This is a genomic window from Achromobacter sp. ACM01 (genome assembly GCF_014851745.1).
GTDB lineage: Bacteria > Pseudomonadota > Gammaproteobacteria > Burkholderiales > Burkholderiaceae_B > Achromobacter > Achromobacter aegrifaciens.
In genome coordinates this window covers 100105-121813 of sequence record NZ_JACVAF010000001.1, presented here as the reverse complement: position 1 = coordinate 121813, position 21709 = coordinate 100105, and the positions used below count along the sequence as shown (strand labels likewise).

18 protein-coding genes are annotated in these 21709 nt (G+C 66.6%); 13 read left to right on the top strand and 5 right to left on the bottom strand.

Features of this window, described 5'->3' with window-relative positions; all coding sequences use genetic code 11:
- Positions 1-61: 61 nt before the first annotated feature.
- Positions 62-313: a hypothetical protein gene (locus IB268_RS00580; protein WP_054455691.1), complete on the bottom strand. Its 252-nt coding sequence runs from the start codon at positions 311-313 to the stop codon at positions 62-64.
- Positions 314-467: 154 nt separating this feature from the next.
- Here IB268_RS00580 and IB268_RS00575 point away from each other — a divergent pair, with 154 nt between their 5' ends.
- From IB268_RS00575 to IB268_RS00565, 3 genes are all read left to right on the top strand, one after another.
- Complete coding sequence (locus IB268_RS00575) at positions 468-2009, top strand: helix-turn-helix transcriptional regulator (protein WP_175212916.1); 1542 nt, start codon at positions 468-470, stop codon at positions 2007-2009.
- Positions 2010-2149: 140 nt separating this feature from the next.
- Entirely contained in the window at positions 2150-2335 is a 186-nt protein-coding gene (locus IB268_RS00570; protein ID WP_013390838.1) for a CsbD family protein, read from the top strand.
- A 56-nt stretch (positions 2336-2391) separates the two neighbouring features.
- Complete coding sequence (locus IB268_RS00565; RefSeq protein WP_013390837.1) at positions 2392-2520, top strand: entericidin A/B family lipoprotein; 129 nt, start codon at positions 2392-2394, stop codon at positions 2518-2520.
- Between the two features lie 76 nt (positions 2521-2596).
- On the opposite strand, the gene IB268_RS00560 is transcribed toward IB268_RS00565, so the two are convergent.
- Both IB268_RS00560 and IB268_RS00555 read right to left on the bottom strand, forming a co-directional pair.
- The gene (locus IB268_RS00560) at positions 2597-3976 is read right to left on the bottom strand and encodes a hypothetical protein (protein WP_225591278.1); all 1380 of its coding nucleotides are present in this window, start codon (positions 3974-3976) and stop codon (positions 2597-2599) included.
- Positions 3977-3982: 6 nt separating this feature from the next.
- The gene (locus IB268_RS00555) at positions 3983-5122 is read right to left on the bottom strand and encodes a DSD1 family PLP-dependent enzyme (protein WP_192330693.1); all 1140 of its coding nucleotides are present in this window, start codon (positions 5120-5122) and stop codon (positions 3983-3985) included.
- A 252-nt stretch (positions 5123-5374) separates the two neighbouring features.
- On the opposite strand from IB268_RS00555, the gene IB268_RS00550 reads away from it, so the two are divergent.
- The 4 genes from IB268_RS00550 to gluQRS all read left to right on the top strand — a co-directional run bounded on the left by IB268_RS00550 (position 5375) and on the right by gluQRS (position 10245).
- Positions 5375-6337, top strand: a complete 963-nt coding sequence (locus tag IB268_RS00550) for a TAXI family TRAP transporter solute-binding subunit (protein ID WP_054455699.1) — start codon at positions 5375-5377, stop codon at positions 6335-6337.
- 222 nt (positions 6338-6559) lie between these two features.
- Positions 6560-8584, top strand: coding sequence for a TRAP transporter permease (locus IB268_RS00545; protein WP_054455701.1), 2025 nt, complete (start codon positions 6560-6562; stop codon positions 8582-8584).
- A gap of 239 nt (positions 8585-8823) precedes the next feature.
- The gene (locus IB268_RS00540; RefSeq protein ID WP_042795808.1) at positions 8824-9282 is read left to right on the top strand and encodes a DUF494 family protein; all 459 of its coding nucleotides are present in this window, start codon (positions 8824-8826) and stop codon (positions 9280-9282) included.
- Positions 9283-9348: 66 nt separating this feature from the next.
- On the top strand, positions 9349-10245 hold the full coding sequence (gene gluQRS, locus IB268_RS00535) for a tRNA glutamyl-Q(34) synthetase GluQRS (RefSeq protein ID WP_119449799.1): 897 nt from the start codon (positions 9349-9351) through the stop codon (positions 10243-10245).
- Here gluQRS and IB268_RS00530 read toward each other — a convergent pair.
- Positions 10232-12862, bottom strand: coding sequence for a GDYXXLXY domain-containing protein (locus IB268_RS00530; protein ID WP_192353672.1), 2631 nt, complete (start codon positions 12860-12862; stop codon positions 10232-10234). The two genes, gluQRS and IB268_RS00530, sit on opposite strands and share 14 nt — an antisense overlap.
- Positions 12863-12924: 62 nt before the next feature.
- Between IB268_RS00530 and IB268_RS00525 the strand changes: the two genes are divergently transcribed.
- From IB268_RS00525 to IB268_RS00505, 5 genes are all read left to right on the top strand, one after another.
- A complete protein-coding gene (locus IB268_RS00525) occupies positions 12925-15549 on the top strand; it encodes a DNA topoisomerase III (protein ID WP_119449797.1) in 2625 nt (874 codons plus the stop codon).
- Between the two features lie 142 nt (positions 15550-15691).
- On the top strand, positions 15692-16750 hold the full coding sequence (locus tag IB268_RS00520) for an ABC transporter substrate-binding protein (RefSeq protein WP_119449796.1): 1059 nt from the start codon (positions 15692-15694) through the stop codon (positions 16748-16750).
- A complete protein-coding gene (locus tag IB268_RS00515) occupies positions 16750-17520 on the top strand; it encodes an ABC transporter ATP-binding protein (RefSeq protein WP_054455711.1) in 771 nt (256 codons plus the stop codon). The genes IB268_RS00520 and IB268_RS00515 overlap by 1 nt, the downstream gene beginning before the upstream one ends.
- 13 nt (positions 17521-17533) lie before the next feature.
- Positions 17534-18388, top strand: a complete 855-nt coding sequence (locus IB268_RS00510; protein WP_054455713.1) for an ABC transporter permease — start codon at positions 17534-17536, stop codon at positions 18386-18388.
- 111 nt (positions 18389-18499) lie between these two features.
- Positions 18500-19279: an SDR family oxidoreductase gene (locus tag IB268_RS00505; protein WP_175181619.1), complete on the top strand. Its 780-nt coding sequence runs from the start codon at positions 18500-18502 to the stop codon at positions 19277-19279.
- A 37-nt stretch (positions 19280-19316) separates the two neighbouring features.
- On the opposite strand, the gene ilvB is transcribed toward IB268_RS00505, so the two are convergent.
- Positions 19317-21137, bottom strand: coding sequence for a biosynthetic-type acetolactate synthase large subunit (gene ilvB, locus IB268_RS00500; RefSeq protein ID WP_119449794.1), 1821 nt, complete (start codon positions 21135-21137; stop codon positions 19317-19319).
- A gap of 93 nt (positions 21138-21230) precedes the next feature.
- On the opposite strand from ilvB, the gene IB268_RS00495 reads away from it, so the two are divergent.
- Positions 21231-21701: an Lrp/AsnC family transcriptional regulator gene (locus tag IB268_RS00495; protein ID WP_013390823.1), complete on the top strand. Its 471-nt coding sequence runs from the start codon at positions 21231-21233 to the stop codon at positions 21699-21701.
- The last annotated feature ends 8 nt before the right edge of the window (positions 21702-21709 follow it).

Genomic DNA, 21709 nt, shown 5'->3' with positions numbered 1-21709 from the left:
GCAAACCGCCCCGCATCGCCGGGGCGGTTTGCATGAGGGGCTGAGGTAAAGCTATGGCGGCTTAGGCCGGATCACCCGGCTGGCCCGGCCGTCCGGGCTCGCCAGGCTGCCTGGGCTTTTCTGCGGGCTGTCCGGGGTTGCCGGGCACTTCCGGCGGCATGCGGCCCGGATCAGTATCATCGGGGCCGGGCTGGCCCGGCACCTGGCCGGGAGCCTGCTTTTCGGGCGCATCGCCCGGCTCCTGTCCGGGACGCTGGGACGGATCGATGCCGGTCTGGTTGGCGGGATCGCCGGGCTTCTGGTTCGTGTTCATGGATGTCTCCTGAAGATTCACGTGTAGCGCTCACGCGCAGCGGCACGCGTATCGTGCAAGTCCACGATAGAAGCCAGGTTCGCGCTCGCCCAGATCACGCAGGACGACTTTATCTAGTACTTTCTTCTTATCTCTTGCTCAACCAGGAGCCGGAATGAAGAAGACTGCCACGGCGTTCACCACGGAGCGCCGCCATCTGCTGGAAATCATCGACGGCCTGATCGAAGGCATCATCCTGCTGGACCAGGACCGGCGCATCGTCTGGGCCAACGACACTGCGTTGGCCATGCATGGGGTGACGGATCTGGCCGCGCTGGGCGGCACCGCTGCCGGCTACCGCAAGGCGTTTTCGCTGCGCTACCGCAATCACCGCGCGCTGCGCGCGGCGCAGTATCCGCTGGACCGCGCGCTGGCGGGCGAGACCTACAAGGACGTGGTGGTGGAAGTGACCAGCCGCCGCGATCCGGACTTCAGCCGCATGCATCAGGTACGAAATCTGGAGCTGCGCGATGCGCAGGGCGCTGCCGAAGGCATGGTGCTGGTGCTGCTGGACGTGACCGAACGCTATAGCGCGGAAGAGCGTTTCGAACGCACCTTCAACGCCAACCCCGCGCCGGCCGTGATCTGCTCGCTGGCGGATCTGCGGCACATCAAGGTCAATGACGGTTTTCTGGCGATGACGGGCTACACGCGCGAACAGGTGCTGGGCAAGACGCTGCGCCAGCTGGACGTGCTGGGCGATACGCCGCAACGCGAGGATGCGCTGCACCGGCTGGCGGAAGGCACGACCATTCCGCAGACGGAAACCATCATCGCGGTGCAGGGCGGCGGCAGCAAGCTGGTGATCGTGGCGGGCCAGCCCATCGAGGTCGCGGAGCAGCCCTGCATGCTGTTCACCTTCAACGACCTGGAGCCGCGCCGCAAGGCCGAGACGGCGCTGCGCGATAGCGAACAGCGCTTTGCCACGGCGTTCCGTCTGGCGCCCGTGCCCATGACGCTGAGCACCACGGAAGGCAAGCTACTGGAGGTCAACGATGCCTTCGTCGCGACCACCGGCTATGACGCCAAGACCTTGGCGCGCGACGAGGATGCGCTGGCACAGCTATGGACGGACCCGCAAGCCTATGACCGCGCCATGGCCTCGCTGGAGCAGGGCGCCAGCGTGCGCAGCCAGGAAATGGCGCTGCGCACGCGCGACGGCGCATTGCTGGACTGCCTGGTGTCGGCCGCGCCGGTGTCGATCCAGGACCAGCCCTGCGTGCTGGCCGCGATCCAGGACATCACCGAGCGCAAGCGCAACGAGGTCGAGCTGATGGAGGCGATCGAGACGGTGATGCAGGACACCTCGTGGTTCAGCCGCACCGTCATCGAGAAACTGGCGCAGATCCGCACGCCCCAGGGCGCGCCGCAGGGGCAAGGCGAACTGGCCGACCTGACGCCGCGCGAACGCGAGATCCTGGGCCTGATGTGCCAGGGCCACACGGATCCGGAGATCGCGGCCAGCCTGCACTTGTCGCGCAACACGGTGCGCAATCATGTGGCGGCGCTGTACAGCAAGCTGGACGTGCACCGGCGCAGCGCCGCCATCATCTGGGCGCGGCAGCGCGGCATCGTGGGATATGAAAAGCCGGCGCGCAAGCAGGCGCAGAAGCCGCCTGGCAAGCAGGCTCAAAAACGGGTCCACAAGATTCGGTAGAAAAGTACCAGTCGATCTGATGCGCGCGCTTCTTACGCGCGTGCCATGCGCTTCCTATAGTGGGTTCGTCCGCAGCCGGAGTCAGGTTTCGCAGGCCTCTCCAGCGCGGTTTCACGCAACCTGGAATTAGGAGCGACAACATGGATAACGACCGCATCAAGGGCGCAGCCAAGGAAGTCAAAGGCTCGATCAAGGAAACGGCAGGCAAGCTGACCGGCAACCGCGAGACCGAAGCCGAAGGGAAAGCGGAGAAAACCGTGGGCAAGGTGCAGCGCAACGTGGGCGAAGCCAAGGATCAGGCACGGGACTTGCTGAACAAGAAATAGCGCGGCTGCCTGTCGGCATGACCCGCTACGCCCATGAACGCCGAAAGGAGAAAAAAATGACGCATCGAATCTGGCTTGCGCTGCTGCTGGCAATCACCGCCATCACGGCCGGTTGCAACACGATGGAAGGCGCCGGCAAGGACATCGAACGTGGCGGGGAGAAGATCCAGCAGAAAGCCCAGTAAGTCCTGAACCGGTAGCCTGCCTGGACGGCTGGCGCGCTGAAGGCGCGCCGGCCTTTTTGCGCTTACGCGTTGCGTCCTATGGCGCTTTTGCGTCCAGGCGGCCCAGCAGGGCGTCGAAACGGCCTAGCCGCGCGTAGCGCGTCTGACCGCCCGCCACGACCTCGCCGCCTGGCAGGCCGACCCACTGTTGTATCCCGCTATCCAGGTCCAGCGCACCATGGCGGATTCGAAGCAACTGGCCCGACGCCGGATGCCAGAGCTGGCCCAGGTCCATGCTTCGATGCGGCGCATGCCAGTGGCCCAGCAATAGCCAGCCGCCCTGCAGCGCTTGCAGCGTCATGCCGCCGGCAGGCAGATGCGCCACTTCGCGCTGATGAACAGCGCCGGCATCCAGGCCAGCATGGCAAAGCATGTCGTCCTCCAGCCACGCAATGGCACTGTCGCCCAAGGCCACGGGATGCGAGATGTCGCCCGACAATGGCACGGCATAAGACAGCGGCAAGGGATGCAGCCGCCCTTCGCGAAACTCCAGCAGTTGGCCGCGGCACAGCACGCAGGTACGGCCGTCGGGCGTAAGAATGACGGCGGACCTGTCACTGACGGGACGGCGTTGCGCGGGCGCCGTGTGCAGCAGCGTCGGCTCCGCGGCGCAGTCCCCTTCCTGGCGCCCGTAGGCGGGATAAAGAAAGACCATGCCACGGTCCACCAGCAGCAGATCGTCGCCCGCAAACCCCAGGCTGAATTCCGGCGTCCGGCGTTGCACTTGCGCGGCGCGCGGCGGCAGGGGCATGCCGGGCCGGTTTGAAGAAGGCAGCTCGACCTGGCCGGAATGCAGCAGACGCGCATAAGGCGTGCTGGACAGTCCGTCCGGCCCCTGTTCGATCCAGGCATGTACCCCGCTGAGGCTTACGCAGGAAGCGAGCAGCCCGCGCCGCGCCGGAAACTTGCCAGCGATCGCGCGCAATGCCGGCCATGCACGCAGGTCGGTGAGCATCGGGCCTTCCCAGTCCTCCATTGCGGCGCAGGCCCATCCCGGAGCCACCGCTACGGCGTAGGGAATGTCCAGATAGTCCTCGGGGCCGCACAACGGACCCGAAGCCGGCTTGGGCAGGGCCGCCTGGGCGCCAGCCGCGGCCCCTTCCTGGCGATGTGCAACGGCCTCCCAACCCCGCGCCTGTATGTGCGTCTTGAGATTGTCTGCCTCGGCCTGCGGCACGATCAGCAGACGAATCGCGTCATCCTCTTCGCGCTGCTCGATGAGCGCCAGCCCCAACGACTCCAGCTCCTGGCCCAGCGCCGGCAGGAAGTCGTCGGCCCGGTCGTCGCTCATGACGGACCGGAGCAGGTCCAGGCGCGCGGATGCAAGCGCCGGGTGGCGGGTCGAATAGATTTGCCTGAGCGTGTCCAGCACGTCGGACAGGGGAATCTTCCAATCGAAGGAGACCGGCTGCTGCATCACGATTCAGCGCGAGAAACCGCGCGCGGAGATTTCCCAGATGTCCTGCACCACGCCATCCTTGAATACCACCAGGCCGTCGTGCAGGTTGAAGGTGGGGTCCACATGCGCGGGCACCAGGCGCAGCACGCTGCCCAGCGCGGGCGCCGTGGCGCCGGGTTCGACGCGCACCACGCTGTGCTCGTCGTTGATGGCGGTGCAGGTCAGGCCGGATTCGCCATAGACGGCGGGCGGGCCGCATTCGGCGGAGGCCGATTTGAGGCCGGCGTCCAGCACCACGCGGTCGGGCGTGGGCGTGCTCATCACGGTGGACAGCAGGAACAGGCTGTTCTGGAAATTAAGCGGGCCACCCCATTCGTTGGCGCCGTAGTCGCCGTCCATGAAGGCATAGGAGCCGGCCTGCAATTCTGTATAGACGCCGCTGGCGGCGTCGAACTCCGCGCTGCCGGTGCCGCCGCCGGTGATGGTGTCGCAGGCGATGCCGCTTTCGCGCAGCAGCTGCGCGTAGGACGCGGCGATGCGCGCGGCCTGGCGGGAGACGGTGGCGCGTTCTTCGCGGGTGCGGTAGTGCTGCACCGACCCGTGATAGGCCTGCAGGCCCGCGAAATTCAGGCCTGGCAGCGCGCGCGCCTGCTGCGCCAGCGCCAGGACGGTGGCGTCGTCGGACACGCCGCAGCGGCCCTGGCCCACGTCCACTTCCACCAGCACGTCGATCTGGGCGCCGGCCTGCACCATGGCGGCGGACAGCTGCGCCAGGTTCTGGGCGTTGTCCACGCAGACGCTGATCTTGGCCGCGCGCGCCAGCTGGCCCAGCAACGCCATCTTGGCCGGGCCGACGACTTCGTTGCTGATGTGGACGTCGCGGATGCCGGCGGCCACGAAGGGCAGGGCTTCGCTGACCTTCTGGCAGCAGATGCCGCGCGCGCCCAATGCCACCTGCCGCAGCGCGATCTGCGGGCACTTGTGGGCCTTGGCGTGCGGCCGCAGGGCGACTTCGTGGCGGTCGGCCCAGGCCTGCATGGCGCGCAGGTTGGCTTCGAAGGCGGTCAGGTCCAGCGCCAGGCTGGGGGTATCGACGCGGGCGAGGGGATCGTCCGGCTGGGCGGCGGGGGGCAGCGCAATGCCGCGTATGACTTCCTGGGACATCTTGGAAACTCCGTTATCAGCACTGCTGGGATGTAAGCGCACACCATAACCAAAGCGGGACCGCCCATAACCTTGGGCGATGCGACCCCCTGGAAAACCATAGCCCTGTAATCATTGGCTACAGGGGACGGGCATGACAGAATTTCATCATAAAGAAAGCCCCCGAGGGGAGGCAGATTTTGCCGGGGGAATTCGCCCATCGGCAGAAATCACATTACTGATACCCGTCAGCAAGAATTCGGAGAAGCTCGCATGAAACTCAAGACCTGGATCACCGCCCTGACCATCGCGGCCGCCGCCGTCGGCGCCGCCGGCACCGCGCAAGCGCAACAATTCTTCCGCATCGGCACGGGCGGCACGGCCGGCACCTACTACCCCATCGGCGGCATCATCGCCAACGCGGTGTCCCAACCCGGCAAGCTGGTCGCCACGGCGGTCGCCTCCAACGGGTCGGTGGCCAACATCAACGGCATTCTGGGCGGTTCCTTCGAAGCGGGCTTCACGCAGTCCGACGTCGCTTTCTGGGCCTATAGCGGCACCGGCACCTTCGAAGGCAAGCCCAAGGCGCAAGACCTGCGCCTGATCGCCACGCTGTACCCGGAGAGCATCCACCTGGTGGCCCGCAAGGGCGCAGGCATCAAGAGCGTGGCCGACCTCAAGGGCAAGCGCGTGTCGATGGATGAGCCGGGTTCCGGCACCCTGGTGGACGTGCGTCTGATCCTGGGCGCCTACGGCATGACCGACAAGGACATCAAGGCCGAATACCTGAAGCCCAACCAAGCCGGCGACAAGCTCAAGGATGGCGGGCTGGATGCCTTCTTCTTCGTGGGCGGCGCCCCCGCAGGCGCCATCGCGGAACTGGCGTCCAGCGGCGCCGGCATCGAGATCGTGCCCTTGGTTGGCCCGGAGATCGACGCGCTGCGCGCCAAGCAGGAATTCTTCACGCCGGACACCATTGCCGCCAACACCTACCAGAACGTGGGTGAAGTGAAGACCATTTCGGTCAACGCCCAGATGGTCACCTCGGCCAAGCTGCCGGAGCAGGTGGTGTACGACGTCACCAAGGCGCTGTACAGCGACGCCACCCGCAAGACCCTGGACAACGGCCACGCCAAGGGCAAGCTCATCACCCGCGACAACGCGGTCAAGGGCGCCGGCATTCCGTTCCACCCGGGCGCTGAAAAGTTCTACAAGGAAATCGGGCTGCTGAAGTAGGCCCCCCCGAGCGCCTTCGGCGCTTCCCCCAGGGGCGCCGCAGTGGACCGGCGGAGCCGGATCCACGCGGCCCCGATCAGTGGCGACGAGGTCATGCGACTAGCGTGCCGCGCGGCCAGGGGGCGCAGGGATGGCAGTGCATGTCCGCGGCGCAACGCGCCGCGCTTGAGTAGGGCCGCCACGAGCGGCCCTGCTTGCTGAATCACCCAGAGAATTACTGCGATGGAAATTGATCACGAAAAAACCCAGCAGCTGGCGGAGAAGTACGATTCGGAAATCCGCTTCCGGCCGCTGGACAAGACGGCGACCTGGATCGTCTCCGGCCTGCTGGTAACGCTCTCCATCTTCCACTACTACACGGCCGGCTTCGGCCTGCTGCGCGAAGCCACGCACCGCGGGGTGCATCTGGCTTTCGTGCTCAGCCTGATCTTCCTGGTGTTCGGCTTTTCCAAGTCGCACTACACGCGCGAGCCCAAGTCCACCTGGTACGCGCCCGGCGGCATTCCGCTGTACGACTGGATCATCGCGATCGCACTGGCCCTGTCGGTGCTGTACATCCCCTATATCTTCGAGGACCTGGCCTTCCGCGTGGGCAATCCGCTGCCCATAGACGTGTTCATGGGCTCGATCCTGCTGATCGGCCTGTTGGAAGCCACCCGGCGCGCCATGGGCTGGCCGCTGCCCATCATCGCGCTGGTGTTCATGGCCTACGCCATGTTCGGTCCGTATTTCCCCGGACTGCTGCAACACGCGGGCAACACCTGGCCCCAGATCGTCAACCACATGTACCTGACCAGCCAGGGCGTGTACGGCGTGGCGGTGGGCGTGGTGGCGACCTACGTGTTCCACTTCGTGCTGTTCGGCGTGCTGGCCACCCGTATCGGCCTGGGCCAGCTGTTCCTGGACGTCGCTTCCACCATTGCCGGCCGCTATGCCGGCGGGCCGGCCAAGGTGTCGGTGTTCGGCTCTGCCATGTTCGGCATGCTGTCGGGTTCCTCGGTCGCCAATGCGGTGACGGTGGGTTCGCTGACCATCCCGGCCATGATCCGCATCGGCTACCCGCGGCACTTCGCGGCCGGTGTGGAAGCCGCCAGCAGCACGGGCGGACAGATCACGCCGCCCATCATGGGCGCGGCGGCCTTCCTGATGATCGAATTCCTGGGCATTCCGTACCAGCAGATCGCGATCGCGGGCATTTTCCCGGCCTTCCTGTATTTCTTCGGCATGTTCATGCAGGTGCACTTCGAGGCCAAGCGCGAAGGGCTGCGCGGGCTGACCGAAGCAGAAATGCCCAAGCTCAAGCAGTCGTTCAAGATGCGCTGGCCCACCCTGATCCCGCTGATCCTGCTGATCGGCGTGCTGGCCAGCGGCCGCACGCCTTACCTGGCGGCGTTCGCGGGCATTACCGGCTGCATCATTGTGGGCCTGCTTAATCCGTTCCAGCGGCTGCGCCTGCGCGACCTGTACGAAGCCTTCGAGACCGGCGCCAAGTACGCGCTTGCAGTGGGCGCCGCGGCGGGTACCGTGGGTATCGTGATCGGCGTGGTCACGCTGACAGGCGTGGGCTTCAAGATCTCGTACATCGTCATCTCGGCGGCCCAGGCGATCGCCGGCGGCGCGGCAACGGTCATCCCCGATGCCATCGCCAATACCCAGACGCTCACGCTGATCGCGGCGCTCATCATGACCGGCCTGGTTTGCATCCTGATGGGCTGCGGCATCCCCACCACGGCGAACTACCTGATCATGGTGGCGGTGGCCGCCCCCACGCTGGTGCAGCTGGGCGTGCAGCCCATCGCGGCGCACTTCTTCGTGTTCTATTTCGGCATCCTGGCGGACATTACACCGCCCGTGGCGCTGGCGGCCTATGCGGCGGCGGGCATGGCGGGCAGCGATCCATTCAAGACCGGCAACACCGCCTTCAGGCTGGGCATCACCAAGCTCATCGTGCCCTTCGTGTTCGTGTTCTCGCCGTCGCTGCTGATCTCGGTGCAGGGCTTCACCTGGTATGACTTCTTCGTGACGCTGTTCGGCTGCATGGTCGGCCTGGTACTGCTGTCGGCGGCGTTCTCGCGTTACATGCTGGTGGGCATGAAGAGCTGGGAGCGCTGGCTGTGCACCATCGGCGCCTTGCTGACCATCCTGCCGGGCCTGACCAGCGGCCTGATCGGGCTGGCAATCTGCATCCCGGTGTTCATGCGCCAGATCGCTCAGCTCAAGCTGGAAAACGCGCCCAAAGCGGCCTGATCAGCCACCCGAAAACAAAAAGGGGCGGACCTTATCGGTCTGCCCCTTTTTGCCTCGAATCATGAATATTGGCAGCATTTAGGGTAAAAATGTGCGCGTTTTGAGGCAAGGTGACTTCATACAACATTCCACCCTCCGGCCGGTTGCCCACCCCTATAAATCAGCGTAAAGTAAAATTCATGTTTGCTGGTCTGCCGATATGCGGGCCGACTGTGCAAACAGGCACAAAACTGCGCCATATGTTCGATATCCTGGTTTATCTGTACGAGAATTACTACACGCCGCAAGCCTGTCCTGCGGCGGACGTGCTCGCAAAGCGGCTTGCCGCCGCCGGTTTCGAGCACGAAGACATCGACGACGCCCTGGGCTGGCTGTACGGCCTGGCCGAAACCACCGAACGCTGCGTCGATCTCGCCCAGGCCCCCGCCACCGGCACCCGGATCTACACCGACAACGAATACCAGCAGCTCGGTACCGAATCCATCGGCTTCATCGCCTTCCTGGAATCGGCTGGCGTGCTGCCCGCGCCGCTGCGCGAAATCGTCATCGACCGGGGCCTGGCGTCGCCGGAAACGCCCGTGCCGCTGTCCAAGATCAAGATCATCGCCCTCATGGTTCTCTGGAGCCAGGAAGCCGAGATCGACAACCTGGTCCTGGAAGAGCTGCTGGACGAAGACGGCACGCGCTTGCTGCATTGAACGGCATCCGCGTCGCTTGATGCCGTTACTCCTTACCCGCGCGCATGGCCGCGCGGGCGTCCCATCGTGAATTACGTCGGCCGCTTCGCCCCCAGTCCCAGCGGCCCGCTGCATGCGGGCTCGCTGGTTGCCGCGCTGGCCAGCTGGCTGGACGCGCGTGCCCATGGCGGGCGCTGGCTGCTGCGCATCGAAGACGTGGACACGCCGCGCACGGTGCCCGGCGCTGCCGAGGTCATCATGGGCCAATTGAGCGCGCTGGGCCTGGATTGGGACGGCGACATCATGTGGCAGTCGCGCCGCGGCGACGCCTATCAAGCCGCCTTCGACTCGCTGGCCGCGCGCGGGCTGATCTACGGCTGCGGCTGCACGCGACGCGAAATCGCCGATTCGGCGCTGCGCGGCCAGACCGCGCCCGGGGCCGACGGCGAACGGCCGTATCCCGGCACCTGCCGCCACGGCTTGCCACCAGGCCGCGAGGCCCGCGCCTGGCGCGTGGTCATGCCGGAAGGCGTGGAACATTTCGTTGACCGTTGGCTGGGGCCGCAGGAACAGAACGTGGCGCAAGCCGTGGGCGACATCGCCCTGCGGCGGGCCGACGGCCTGTGGGCCTACCAATTGGCGGTGGTGGTGGACGACGCCGCGCAAGGCGTGACTGATGTGGTGCGTGGCGCGGACCTGCTCAGTTCCACCGCGCGCCAGCGCGTGCTGGGCCGGCTGCTTGGGCTGCCGCCCGTGCGCTACCTGCACGTACCGCTGATCCTGGACGCTTCCAGCGGCCTGAAACTGTCCAAGCAGAACGGCGCCCCGCCCATCGATACCGGCGCGCCCCTGGCGGCGCTGATGGCCGCCTGGCGCGCCTTGGGCTTCGACCCCGTCGATGCCGCGGACCGCGGCCATTTCCTGCGGGAAGCCACCGCGCAATGGGCGCGGCGTTTCCCGCTGCCCGCCGCTACAGCGGCTTGAGGTCCTGGTCCAGCATCCGGACGAGCAGGGCCTCGCCGTTTTCCGCCACGCGCAGCTCGCCGTACTTGGCGACCTGATAGCGCTCGGCCTGGCCTTCCGGGAAGAAATAGGCGTTGGTCACGATGCGCACGCTGTTGTCGCGGATGCGGTAGCGCAGCGGCACTTCGGCATCGGTATGCGGGTGCGTGTCGGGCTGGATGCGTAGCGGCTGCCCGACGCCGCGCGCGTCGGTCTGCAGCATTACATAGCCGTCCGGCTCGTAACCCATGACGGAGTCCTCGGCTTCGGGACGCTCGCCGCCCAGCCGCAGGCGCGTGACTTCCCGGCTGGCCGCGAAGTTCAGCGCCATGTAGTCGCCCTGCATGAGCGAACGGGGATCCACCGGCGCCAGTTCCAGGATGACCACCTTGCCCGACGCCAGCAGTTTTTCACGCTGCCAGATGCCGCCGTTGGTGACCGCCAGCACCAGCACCAGGCCGCCCAGGATGGCCAGCGTGCGCCAGCGCAAGGGCGCCGATACCGGCGGCAGTGCGCCGCGCTGGCTGGGCGCAATGGTGCGCATCAGGCGCGGTACCAGCCAGACCAGGGCGCGCAGCACGAACAGCAGCAGCGCGGCGCCGCCCAGCCACAAGGCTTTTTGCAGCAGCGGCACGTCCAATTGGTAGTAATAGACGCCCAGATACGCCAACAGGCTGATCACGCCGAACACCACCACGCGGGACTGGTTCAAGCCGAAGCCCAGCAGCAGCCAGGCCAGCGCGAAGCCCACGCCGGGGCTGGGCAGCCAGAACAGCGCCAGGATCAGCAGGCCGATGGGCACGCCCCAGGTGACGCCCGCCGTCAGCATGTGGCGGCGCGGCCAGAGCACCGCGAAGGCCGCCGCCACGGGCAGCAGCGCGCCGGCCGCGACCAGCACGGCCGTATGCGGATTCAACTGCCACATGGCGGGCAACTGCTTGATGGAGATGCCGCTGGCCAGCCACACCATGCCTTGCACCGACAGCAGGAAGGCCCAGCCCAGCGGCTGCAGGGCATGGGCGCGCTTGCCGCCCAGGCGGTGGCTGACGGTAAAGATGACGGCCGTGGCCCAGGCCCCGGTCACGGCAATGGGCAGCCACAGGAAAGTGGCGCGCAGGGCGTCGAACGCCATCCAGGCGTCCAGCAGGTCCTCTTGCCCCAGGTCGGGCGACAACACGCGCCAGATCAGGCCCGCGCCCGCCGCCGCGATCAGCAGGCCGCTGAGAAAACGCAGGATGACGTCGGGCCCCACCGCGTAGACCGTGGCCGCCATCAGCAGCACGAAGACGCAGGCGCTGGCGAACGAGGTCGAACTGGACAGCCCGAAGATGATCAGGATCTGCCCGGCGAAAGCCATGGCCGTGCCGCACTGGCGCCAGAACGGACCGGCGTCGCTGCGCAGCACCGCCACGCCGGCCGCGCACAGCACCAGCCCGGCCACCAGTGCGCCGCCTTCCGTGGTGATAAAGCCCGAGAAGGCAATGAACACCAGTAGCAGCAAGGTCGCCAACCAGGCGCTCAGGCCCAGCAGGCACTGCACGTACCAGGGCGGATCCGACTGAGGCGCCGGAGCCGCCGCCAGCTGCGCCACGGGCGCCCCGCTGTCCGCCGGGTCCACCGAGTTGCCGGCCGAGGCGGCGGCCGGCTCCGCGTCCGCGCTCGCCGCGACGGCCGCCTGCGGATCGCCCGCCAGGCGCCGCAGCCAGCGCGCGGCCCAGACGGCCTCGGCCATGAGCAGCGCCGCCAGCGGCAGCGCGGCCCAGACACCGGGCTCCAGGCGCAGCAGCCATTCGCCCGCCACCCGCAACGACACGCAAATGACACCGGCAGCCAACATGGCCAGGATGATCAGGTCGCGCCGGCCCTTCTGATAATAGAAGCCCAGGCCCAGGGTCACCGCGACCCAGGCGATGCCGTTATAGAGGCCCAGGCCGCGGCCCAGGAAGTCGCCAAGCATCTGGGTCAGCACCAGCACGCTGATCGCCAGGGCAGCCAGGACCCGCGGACCGACCAGGGTGCTGGCGCGCCAGCGGCGGGCAGCCAGCTCCCAGCCCAGCAGCAGCAGCAGGTTCAGGCCGGCCATCATCAGGCCGGGCACGCCCGGGCCGCCCAATATCAGCATCCAGGAAAACACGCGCTCGCCCAGCCACAAGGCCACGGCCACGTTCAGCACCAGCGCCCACAGCAGCCAGACGGCCTGGCTGCCGGCGGCCAGCGCCCAGGGCAGCAGCAGCAACGCCCACCAGGCGAACAGTTCCCAGGTATCGGCGCCAGTCTGGTAAGTTTGGCCTAGTAATGCGAGCAGCGCTCCCAAGAGGATGCCAGCCAGGGCGAGCAGGGCGCCCGGTATGGTGCGCCGCACCCCTGGACTGGCCCGCAGGCGCAATCCGGTCCAGGCAGCGGCCAGCGCGCAAACCGCCAGAAGGCCCTGAACGCCGGCGAAGCGCTGCACTTTTGTCATGTCCTGCCAATTGGCGGCGACCCAGCAAACCGCGGCGCTGCCCAGCAGCAAAACACCTAGCCAGAGGGTGCTGCGCGCCAGAAATTGACGCCAGGCGTGTAGTTCGGATCCCGCTTGTCTTTCAGTGCCGACTTGCATCTGGCGAATCTCCGATCTTATTATCCGCGCTACTACGGCGGGACTGCCGCCACTGGATACACATGAATAAAACGCTGATTATTGCCGAGAAGCCCTCGGTAGCCCTCGATATATCACGCGCCTTGGGAGGCTTTGCGCGCGAGGGCGACTATTTTGAAAGCGAACGTTACGTACTCGCGTCGAGCATCGGCCACTTGCTCAGCTTGGTCGCGCCCAACGATCCGGTCAAGGGAAAGTGGAGCTTTACGCACCTGCCCGTGATTCCGCCCGAATTCGAACTGGGCCCCACCGACAAGAAATCGGCCGAACGGCTCAAGCTGCTGGTCCGCCTGGCCAAGCGCAAGGACGTCGATGCCATCATCAACGCCTGTGACGCCGGGCGCGAAGGCGAACTGATCTTCCGCTACATCATTCAGTACGCGGGCGTGAAGAAGCCGATCCAGCGCCTCTGGCTGCAGTCGATGACCCAGGCCGCCATCCGCGAAGCCTTCGCCAACCTGCGCGACGACGTCCAGCTCAAGCCGCTGGAAGCGGCCGCGCGCTCGCGCGCCGAAGCCGACTGGCTGGTGGGCATCAACGGCACCCGCGCCATGACCGCCTTCAACAGCAAGGACGGCGGCTTCTTCAAGACCCCGGTCGGCCGGGTGCAGACGCCCACGCTGGCCATCGTGGCCGAACGCGAGGAGCGTATCCGCCGCTTCGTGCCGCGCGACTACTGGGAGGTGCGCGCCACCTTCGTGGCGGCCGCCGGCCTGTACGAAGGCCGCTGGATCGACCCGGAATTCAAGAAAGACGACCGCGACCCCGAAAAGCGCGAATCGCGCCTGTGGTCGCAGGCCGCCGCCCAGAGCGTGGTGGCCGCCTGCCGCGAACAGCCCGGCAGCGTCACGGAAGAGTCCAAGCCGTCGACCCAGATGTCGCCGGCCCTGTATGACCTGACTTCGCTGCAGCGCGAGGCCAACGGCCGTTTCGGCTTTTCGGCCAAGACCACGCTGGCGCTGGCGCAGACCCTGTACGAACGCCACAAGGCGCTGACCTACCCGCGTACCGACTCGCGCTACCTGCCCGAGGACTACATCAACACCGTCAAGGAGACGATGCGCGCATTGGCGCAGGGCGGCTCCAACGCGGTGGGCGGCCTGGCCCGCCACGCCGGCACGGTGGTCAGCGAGAACTGGGTCAAGCCCAACCGCCGCATCTTCGACAACAAGAAGGTGTCGGATCACTTTGCCATCATCCCCACGCTGCAGATCCCGCACGACCTGAGCGAGGCCGAGGCCAAGCTGTACGACCTGGTGCTCAAGCGCTTCCTGGCGGTGTTCTTCCCCGCCGCGGAATACCGCGTCACCACCCGCATGACCGAAGTGCAGGGGCATCGCTTCCGCACCGACGGCAAGGTGCTGGTCAGCCCGGGATGGCTGGCCGTCTACGGCAAGGAAGCGCAAGGCGAAGACGCCAACCTGGTGCCCGTGGCGGACGGCGAGACCGTGCGCACCGAGGACGTGGAAGCCGTCGGCCTGACCACCAAACCGCCGGCGCGCTTTAACGAAGGCACGCTGCTGTCGGCCATGGAAGGCGCGGGCAAGCTGGTGGACGACGAGGAACTGCGCGAAGCGATGTCCGAGCGCGGCCTGGGCACGCCGGCCACGCGCGCCGCCATCATCGAAGGCCTGCTCAACGAAAGCTACCTGCGCCGCGAAGGCCGCGACCTGGTGCCCACCGCCAAGGCGCGCCAGCTGATGACGCTCTTGTCCGGCCTGGACGTGACCGAACTGACCTCGCCGGAACTCACCGGCGAATGGGAGCACAAGCTCAAGCAGATCGAGCAGGGCGGACTGGGCCGCGAGGCCTTCATGCGCGAGATCGCGCAGATGACGCAGGTCATCGTCAAGCGCGCCAAGGAATACGAGCGCGACACGGTGCCGGGCGACTACGCCACGCTGCAGACGCCGTGCCCCAAGTGCGGCGCCGTAGTGAAGGAAAACTATCGCCGCTTTGCCTGCACCGCCTGCGACTTTTCCATCGGCAAGCATCCGGGCGGCCGCACCTTCGAACTGCCCGAAGTGGAAGAACTGCTGGCCAAGCGCGAAATCGGTCCGCTGCAAGGCTTCATCAGCAAGATGGGCCGTCCGTTCGCCGCCATCCTGCGCATCAGCGACGAGTACAAGCTGGAATTCGACTTCGGCCAGAACGACGAGGACGACTCCGAGGCCGTGGACTTCTCCGGCCACACACCGGTGGGCTCCTGCCCCAAGTGCCAGTCGCGCGTGTTCGAGCACGGCATGAGCTACGTCTGCGAGAAATCCGTCGGCCCCGAAAAGAGCTGCGATTTCCGTTCGGGCAAGGTCATCCTGCAGCAGGAGATCTCGCGCGAGCAGATGGAAAAGCTGCTGACCAATGGCCGCACCGACCTGCTCGACGGCTTCGTCTCCAGCCGCACCAACCGCAAGTTCAAGGCCTTCCTCGTCCGCCAGCCGGACGGCAAGATCGGCTTCGAGTTCGAGCCGCGTCCTGAAAAGCCCGGCCGCGCACCGGCCAAGACGGCCGCCAAGACCGCGACCAAGACCGCCGCAAAGAAAGCGCCGGCCAAGAAGGCCGCGGTAAAGAAGACCGCCACCAAGACGGCCACGAAAACGGCCGCCAAGAAAGCGGTGAAGAAGGCTGCGCCGAAAAAAACCGCCGCGTAAAACGGGCGCGGCGCCTGGCGCCGCCGCCTCCCGACCATCGCGCACGACGCCCGGGCAACCGGGCGTTTTCCATTGTTGGACGCCAGTTGCTGGGGTATTGTCTACGCCAAACCGCTGCAACCAGACCTATTCCGAGGACGACATGAGCAACAGCCCCGACTTCACCACCCGCCGCCGCGTGCTGGCCGCCGCAGGCGCGTTGGCCAGCATCAGCCTGGTCAATGGCCGCGTCGCGTTCGCCCAGCCCAAGCTGGGCCGCGTCGTCTACGGCCAGGGCAGCATCGACCCGTTCTTTGCCGCGGGTTATGTGGCGCTGAAAAAGGGCTACTTCGGCGAAGGCGGGCTGGAAGTCGAATACCTGAATTCGCAAAGCGGCCCGCGCACCAACCAGCTGCTGGCCGCGGGCCAGATCGCGTTCGGCGCCACCGCCGCCACGGCCGCCCCCGCGCTCACCTTGGCCGGCAAGCCCGCCACGCTGGTGTTCGGCTTTGACCGCAAGCTCACCTACGCCAACGTCATCGTGCGCCGCGAGGACTTTGAAAGCGGCAAGATCAAATCGCTGAAGGACCTGGCCGGCAAGCGCGTGGGCGCGACCCAGCCGCAGTCCAGCACCTGGCTGATGGCGCTGTACCTGATGCAGAAGGCCGGCGTGGCCGACAAGGTTGACATCCGCCCGCTGGGCGACCTGGCCACCATGCTGGGCGCGCTCAAGACCGGCTCCGTGTCCGCCAGCATGGCCACCATGTCGATGATGGAACAGGCGCAACAGGAAGGCTGGGGCGTGCCCATCTTCGACGCCACGACCGAGAGTTCGTGGAACGAATTCATGGGCGGCGACGTGCCCGGCATCGCGGCCCTGACCCTGCAGGACACCATCCAGAAGCGCCCGGAAGTGGTGCAGGCCTTCGTGACCGCCCTGGTCCGTGCGCAGGACTTCATCAGCGCCAACAGCGCCGCCGCCGTCACCGACGCGATCTACGACGATTACCTGAACGCCTTTCCGCGCGCCGCCATCGAGAAGACGCTGGGCGTCTACAAGGAAACGGTGTTCCTGAAGGACAACATCATCACCCAGGACGCCTATGACCGCATGACGGCCATCATGGGCGACGGCCGCCAGTTCTCCAATGACGAGATCAAGACCGTGCCCTACGACCGTTGCGTGAACATGAGCTTCGTGCGCCGCGCCCGGGGCCTCTGATGATCACGCTGGACAAGGTGGGCAAGGCCTACCAGACGCGCCAGGCCACCACGCATGCAGTGGGCGAGGTCAGCCTGACGATCCCGGAAGGCGAGTTCGTCTCCATCGTCGGGCCGTCCGGCTGCGGCAAGAGCACCTTGCTGAACATGATCGCGGGTTTCCTGCGCCCCACCACCGGCACGATCCACGTGGACGGGCGGATCGTGGACGGGCAGGTGCCGCCGGCCCTGGGCTACATCTTCCAGAAGGACACGCTGCTGCCCTGGTTCAGCGTGAGGAAGAACGTGGCGCTGGGCCTGAAGTTCCAGGGCGTGGCCGCCGACAAGATCGAGCGCCGCGTGGCGGAACTACTGGAAATGGGCCACCTGAGCCAGTTCGCCGACGCCTTTCCGCACCAGTTGTCTGGCGGCATGCGGCGGCGCGTGGCGCTCTTGATGAGCCTGGCGGTCGAACCGCGCATCCTGCTGCTGGACGAGCCCTTCGGCGCGCTGGACACGCACACCAAGACCCACCTGCATCGCGAATTGATCGAGATCTGGCGCAAGCTGGGCCAGACCATCGTCATGGTCACGCACGACCTCGACGAAGCTATCCTGCTGTCCGATCGCGTGGTGGTGCTGTCCGGCCCGCCCAGCCGCGTGCTGCTGGACGAGCGCATCGAGATCCCGCATCCGCGCGATGTCTTCACGCTGCGCGAAACACCACAGTTCGTGACCCATGTGCAAAGCCTCTGGAGTGTGCTGGGACAGCAGTTCCGCGCCGCCGCCTGAATCCCTACGCGTCATGACCACCACTTACTCCGCCGATTCCCTGCAGGACCAGCTGCGGCTGGACCGCCGCGCCAGCATCGCGCGCCGGCTGCGCATCACCCTGTGGCAGGTGCTGATACTTGCCGTCATCCTGGGCTCCTGGGAGATACTCACGCGCATCCCCTGGTTCGCCCAGAACACACTGTTCGATCCCTTCTTCATCAGCCAGCCCTCGCGCGTGGCCGTGCGCCTGTGGGAATGGCTGCAGCCCGGCCCGCGTTCGGTCTGGCCGCACCTGTGGCTGACCTTGCAGGCCACCATGGTGGGACTGCTGGTGGGCGTGGGCAGCGGCTTCGTGGTGGGCATGACGCTCAGCCGCAGCCGCTTCCTGGCCGACGTGTTCAATCCCTTCATCGTGGCCTTCAACTCGATGCCGCGCATCGCCTTCGTGCCGCTCATCACCATGTTCTTCGGCCTGGGCCTTGCCTCCAAGGTGGTGACGTCATGGTTCGTGGTGTTCTTCCTGGTGTTCTTCAACACCTACAAGGGCGGACGCGCAGTAGAACGCGAACTGGTGGATTTCTGCCGCACGCTGGGCGGCTCGCCGCGCCAGATCCTGTGGCGCGTGCGCATCCCGACCGCGGCCGCGTGGACCTTCGCGGCCTTGCCGAATGCCATCAGCTTTGCGCTGATCGGCGTGGTGCTGGCGGAGTTCGTCGGCTCCACCACGGGCATGGGCTATCTGATGATCACCGCGCTGGCGACGCTGAACGCCACCGACATGTTCGCGGCGGTGACGCTGCTGTCCATCGTCGGCATCGCGCTGGTTTATTGTGTGACCTGGCTGGAACGCCGGCTGCTGCACTGGGCGCCGGAATTCCGAGAATAGATAAATCCCCCCCCGCAGCGCTGCGCGCTTCCCCCCAGGGGGCGCCGCTGCGGACCGGCGGAGCCGGATCCGCGCGGCCCTGATTGAGATAGAGCACTTTGGACGACTGACATGAACACGCTGCCGTATCTGCGCAACTTCGACCTGACGGGACAAGTCGCCCTGGTGACCGGCTCCGCCCGCGGGCTGGGCTTCTGTATCGCACGCGCATTGGCCGGCTGCGGCGCGCGCGTGCTGATCAACGGCCGCAACGCAGAAGCCGTCGCTGCCGCGGCGGCTGAATTGACCGCCGCCGGCCTGGATGCGCATGCGCTGCCTTTTGACATCAGCGACGACGCCGCCATGGAACGCGCTTTCCAGGACATAGACCGCGACCACCGCCGCCTGGACATCCTGGTGAACAACGTCGGCGCGCGCAACCGCAAGACGCTGCGCGACACCAGTCCCGCCGAGATCCGCGAGCTTATCGACACCGACATGGTCGCTGGCATGCTGCTGGCCAAGTTTGCCGCCGAGCGCATGGTGCGCCAGGGCAGCGGCCGCCTGATCGCCATCACCTCGGTGGTGGGCGAGCTGGCGCGCTCGGGCGATGCGGTCTATCCCGCGGCCAAGCAGGGGTTGACGGGCATGGTGCGCGCGCTGGCGGCAGAGTTCGGCGGCCACGGCATCACCAGCAACGCCATCGCGCCCGGCACCTTCGCCACCGAGACCAATGCCGCCATGGTGGCGGACCCCGATGTGGGCCCGCGCATCGCCACGCGCAATCCCATGGGACGCTGGGGCGAACCGGAGGAAATCGCGGGCGCCGCCGTATTCCTGGCGTCGCCCGCGGCGTCATATGTCAACGGGCACGTGCTGGTGGTGGACGGCGGCTTGTCGATTCAGTTCTGAAGCAGGGCGCTGGGCTGCGCATGCAGCCCAGCGGCGATCAGGTCGTCTCGTCCTGATACCAGACGCCTTCGGCCAGCATCATCTTCTGATGCCCGTGCCCGGCAGGCATCATCGGGAAGCAGTTCTCCTGCGCCGCGACCGCCACGTCCAGGAAGTAGGGGCCGTCATGCGCCAGGCATTCGGCGAGCGCGGCATCCAGCTTTGCCGGATCGTCCACGCGGGCCGCGCCCCAGCCGAAGGCGCGGGCCAACGCCACGAAGTCGGGCAGCGAGGCGTTGTAGCTGTGGCTGTAGCGCCCCCCGTGGATCAGCTCCTGCCATTGCCGCACCATGCCCATGTAGCCGTTGTTGCACAACACGACCTTGACGGGCGTCTGGTGCTGCATGGCGGTGGACAGTTCCTGGATGTTCATCAGCACCGACGCGTCACCGCTGACGCAGACCACGGTCTTGTCCGGATGGGCGACCTGCGCGCCGATGGCGGCGGGCACGCCATAGCCCATGGTGCCGGCGCCGCCGGAGGTCAGCCAGCGGTTGGGCTTGTCGAAGCGCAGGTACTGCGCGGCCCACATCTGGTGCTGGCCCACGTCGGTGGAAACGATGGCATCGCGGTCGGACAGCGCGTCGTTCAGGCGCGCCATCAGATGCTGCGGCAGGATCGCGTCGGCCGCCGGGGTATAGCCCAGGCAGTCCTGGGCGCGCCAGGCGTCGATACGCTTGTACCAGGGCGCCAGCCGCGCCGCGTCCATGGGTTCCTCGCCGAGTTCGGCGCGCAGCGCGCGCACCAGCGGCAGGCAGTCGCCCACCAGCGCCACGTCCACGCGCACCACCTTGTTGATGGAAGCCGGGTCGATGTCGATGTGGATCTTGCGCGCATGCGGGCAGAACTCCGACAGCTTGCCTGTGATGCGGTCATCGAAGCGGGCGCCGATGCAGACCACCAGGTCGGCGTTATGCATGGCCAGGTTGGCCTCGACCGTGCCGTGCATGCCCAGCATGCCGACGAACTGCGCGTCGGATGCGGGGAATGCGCCCAGGCCCATCAGGGTCAGGGTGCAGGGCGCGCCGGTGTGGCGCACCAGGTCGGTAAAGGCCTCGCAGGCCTCGGGGCCGGCGTTCACCAGCCCACCGCCGCCGTAGAAGATGGGGCGCTTGGCCTGCGCGATCAAGGCGGCGGCGCGACGCACGGCCGACTGCGGCAGCTTGGGCGCCAGCTTGCCCGCCTGGCGGCGTGCGCGCAGCGCGGCCAGCTTCTGTTGCGAGGGCACGGCATCATCGTCCGCGTCGCGAGGCACGGCCAGCTGCACGTCCTTGGGGAAATCCAGCAGCACCGGGCCGGGGCGGCCCTGGCGGGTCAGCTCAAAAGCGCGGGCCGTCACCGCTGCCACGTCGTCCACCGAACGGACCTGCGTATTCCATTTGGTCACGGAGCGCGAGATGCCGATGGCGTCGCACTCCTGGAAGGCGTCCGTGCCGATGGCGGCCGTGGCAACCTGGCCGCTGATACAGAGCACCGGGATCGAATCGCACATGGCATCCAGCAGGCCGGACGTGGTGTTGGCCATGCCCGGACCGGAAGTGACGAAGACCACGCCGGTGCGGCCGGTGCTGCGGGCATAGCCTTCGGCAGCATGCACGGCGGCCTGTTCGTGGCGTACCAGCACGTGGCGCAGGCGCGGCTCGGCGTACAGGGCGTCGTACAGCGGCAGCACCGCGCCGCCGGGGTACCCGAAAATGGTATCCACGCCACACGCGATCAGCGTATCGAGCAGAATTTTCGCCCCGTTGTCAGCGGGGCGTTCAGTGGCGGCAAGCGCGGCGGCGGCGGTGGGGTGCAGGCGATCGTTCATGCTATCTATCTTATTCGTAGATCGGAAGAATATTTATCTTCTTTTCCACGGATAACCGCTGAACGGAGTAAATTTATCTTTGATTTTAAGGAATCAAAGAAAATGAACCTGGACAAATTTGATCTCGCCATACTCAAGGTGCTGCAGGACAACGCGCGCGCCAGCCTGAACGACATCGGCGCGGCGGTGGGCCTGTCGTCCACGCCGTGCTGGAACCGCATCAAGCGCATGGAAAGCGCAGGCGTCATCCGCGGCTATACGGTGGACATCGATCCGGCCAGTCTGGGCTTCATGGACACAGTGATCGTCCACGTCACCCTGGAGAGCCACAGCGAGGAAACGCTGTACGAGTTCGGCCGGGCGCTGGCGCAGATACCCGAGGTCCTCGAAGCCTTCCTGGTCTCGGGCGACTACGACTATTACATCCGCATCGCCGTGCGCGACACCCGCGACTACGAACGGCTGCTGCGCGAACAGCTCTACCGCATCCCGGGCATCCGGCACAGCAAATCCTGCTTCGTGCTGCGCCGGTTGAAGGAAACCAAGCTGCCTTTGACGGGATTGGCGGAATAGGCTCCGCC

Excerpts from the sequence above, each read along its gene's own strand:
- IB268_RS00580 (WP_054455691.1), bottom strand. The coding sequence starts at position 313 with ATGAACACGAACCAGAAGCCCGGCGATCCCGCCAACCAGACCGGCATC.
- IB268_RS00575 (WP_175212916.1), top strand. The coding sequence starts at position 468 with ATGAAGAAGACTGCCACGGCGTTCACCACGGAGCGCCGCCATCTGCTG.
- IB268_RS00570 (WP_013390838.1), top strand. The coding sequence starts at position 2,150 with ATGGATAACGACCGCATCAAGGGCGCAGCCAAGGAAGTCAAAGGCTCG.
- IB268_RS00565 (WP_013390837.1), top strand. The coding sequence starts at position 2,392 with ATGACGCATCGAATCTGGCTTGCGCTGCTGCTGGCAATCACCGCCATC.
- IB268_RS00560 (WP_225591278.1), bottom strand. The coding sequence starts at position 3,976 with ATGCAGCAGCCGGTCTCCTTCGATTGGAAGATTCCCCTGTCCGACGTG.
- IB268_RS00555 (WP_192330693.1), bottom strand. The coding sequence starts at position 5,122 with ATGTCCCAGGAAGTCATACGCGGCATTGCGCTGCCCCCCGCCGCCCAG.
- IB268_RS00550 (WP_054455699.1), top strand. The coding sequence starts at position 5,375 with ATGAAACTCAAGACCTGGATCACCGCCCTGACCATCGCGGCCGCCGCC.
- IB268_RS00545 (WP_054455701.1), top strand. The coding sequence starts at position 6,560 with ATGGAAATTGATCACGAAAAAACCCAGCAGCTGGCGGAGAAGTACGAT.
- IB268_RS00540 (WP_042795808.1), top strand. The coding sequence starts at position 8,824 with ATGTTCGATATCCTGGTTTATCTGTACGAGAATTACTACACGCCGCAA.
- IB268_RS00530 (WP_192353672.1), bottom strand. The coding sequence starts at position 12,862 with ATGCAAGTCGGCACTGAAAGACAAGCGGGATCCGAACTACACGCCTGG.
- IB268_RS00525 (WP_119449797.1), top strand. The coding sequence starts at position 12,925 with ATGAATAAAACGCTGATTATTGCCGAGAAGCCCTCGGTAGCCCTCGAT.
- IB268_RS00520 (WP_119449796.1), top strand. The coding sequence starts at position 15,692 with ATGAGCAACAGCCCCGACTTCACCACCCGCCGCCGCGTGCTGGCCGCC.
- IB268_RS00515 (WP_054455711.1), top strand. The coding sequence starts at position 16,750 with ATGATCACGCTGGACAAGGTGGGCAAGGCCTACCAGACGCGCCAGGCC.
- IB268_RS00510 (WP_054455713.1), top strand. The coding sequence starts at position 17,534 with ATGACCACCACTTACTCCGCCGATTCCCTGCAGGACCAGCTGCGGCTG.
- IB268_RS00505 (WP_175181619.1), top strand. The coding sequence starts at position 18,500 with ATGAACACGCTGCCGTATCTGCGCAACTTCGACCTGACGGGACAAGTC.
- IB268_RS00495 (WP_013390823.1), top strand. The coding sequence starts at position 21,231 with ATGAACCTGGACAAATTTGATCTCGCCATACTCAAGGTGCTGCAGGAC.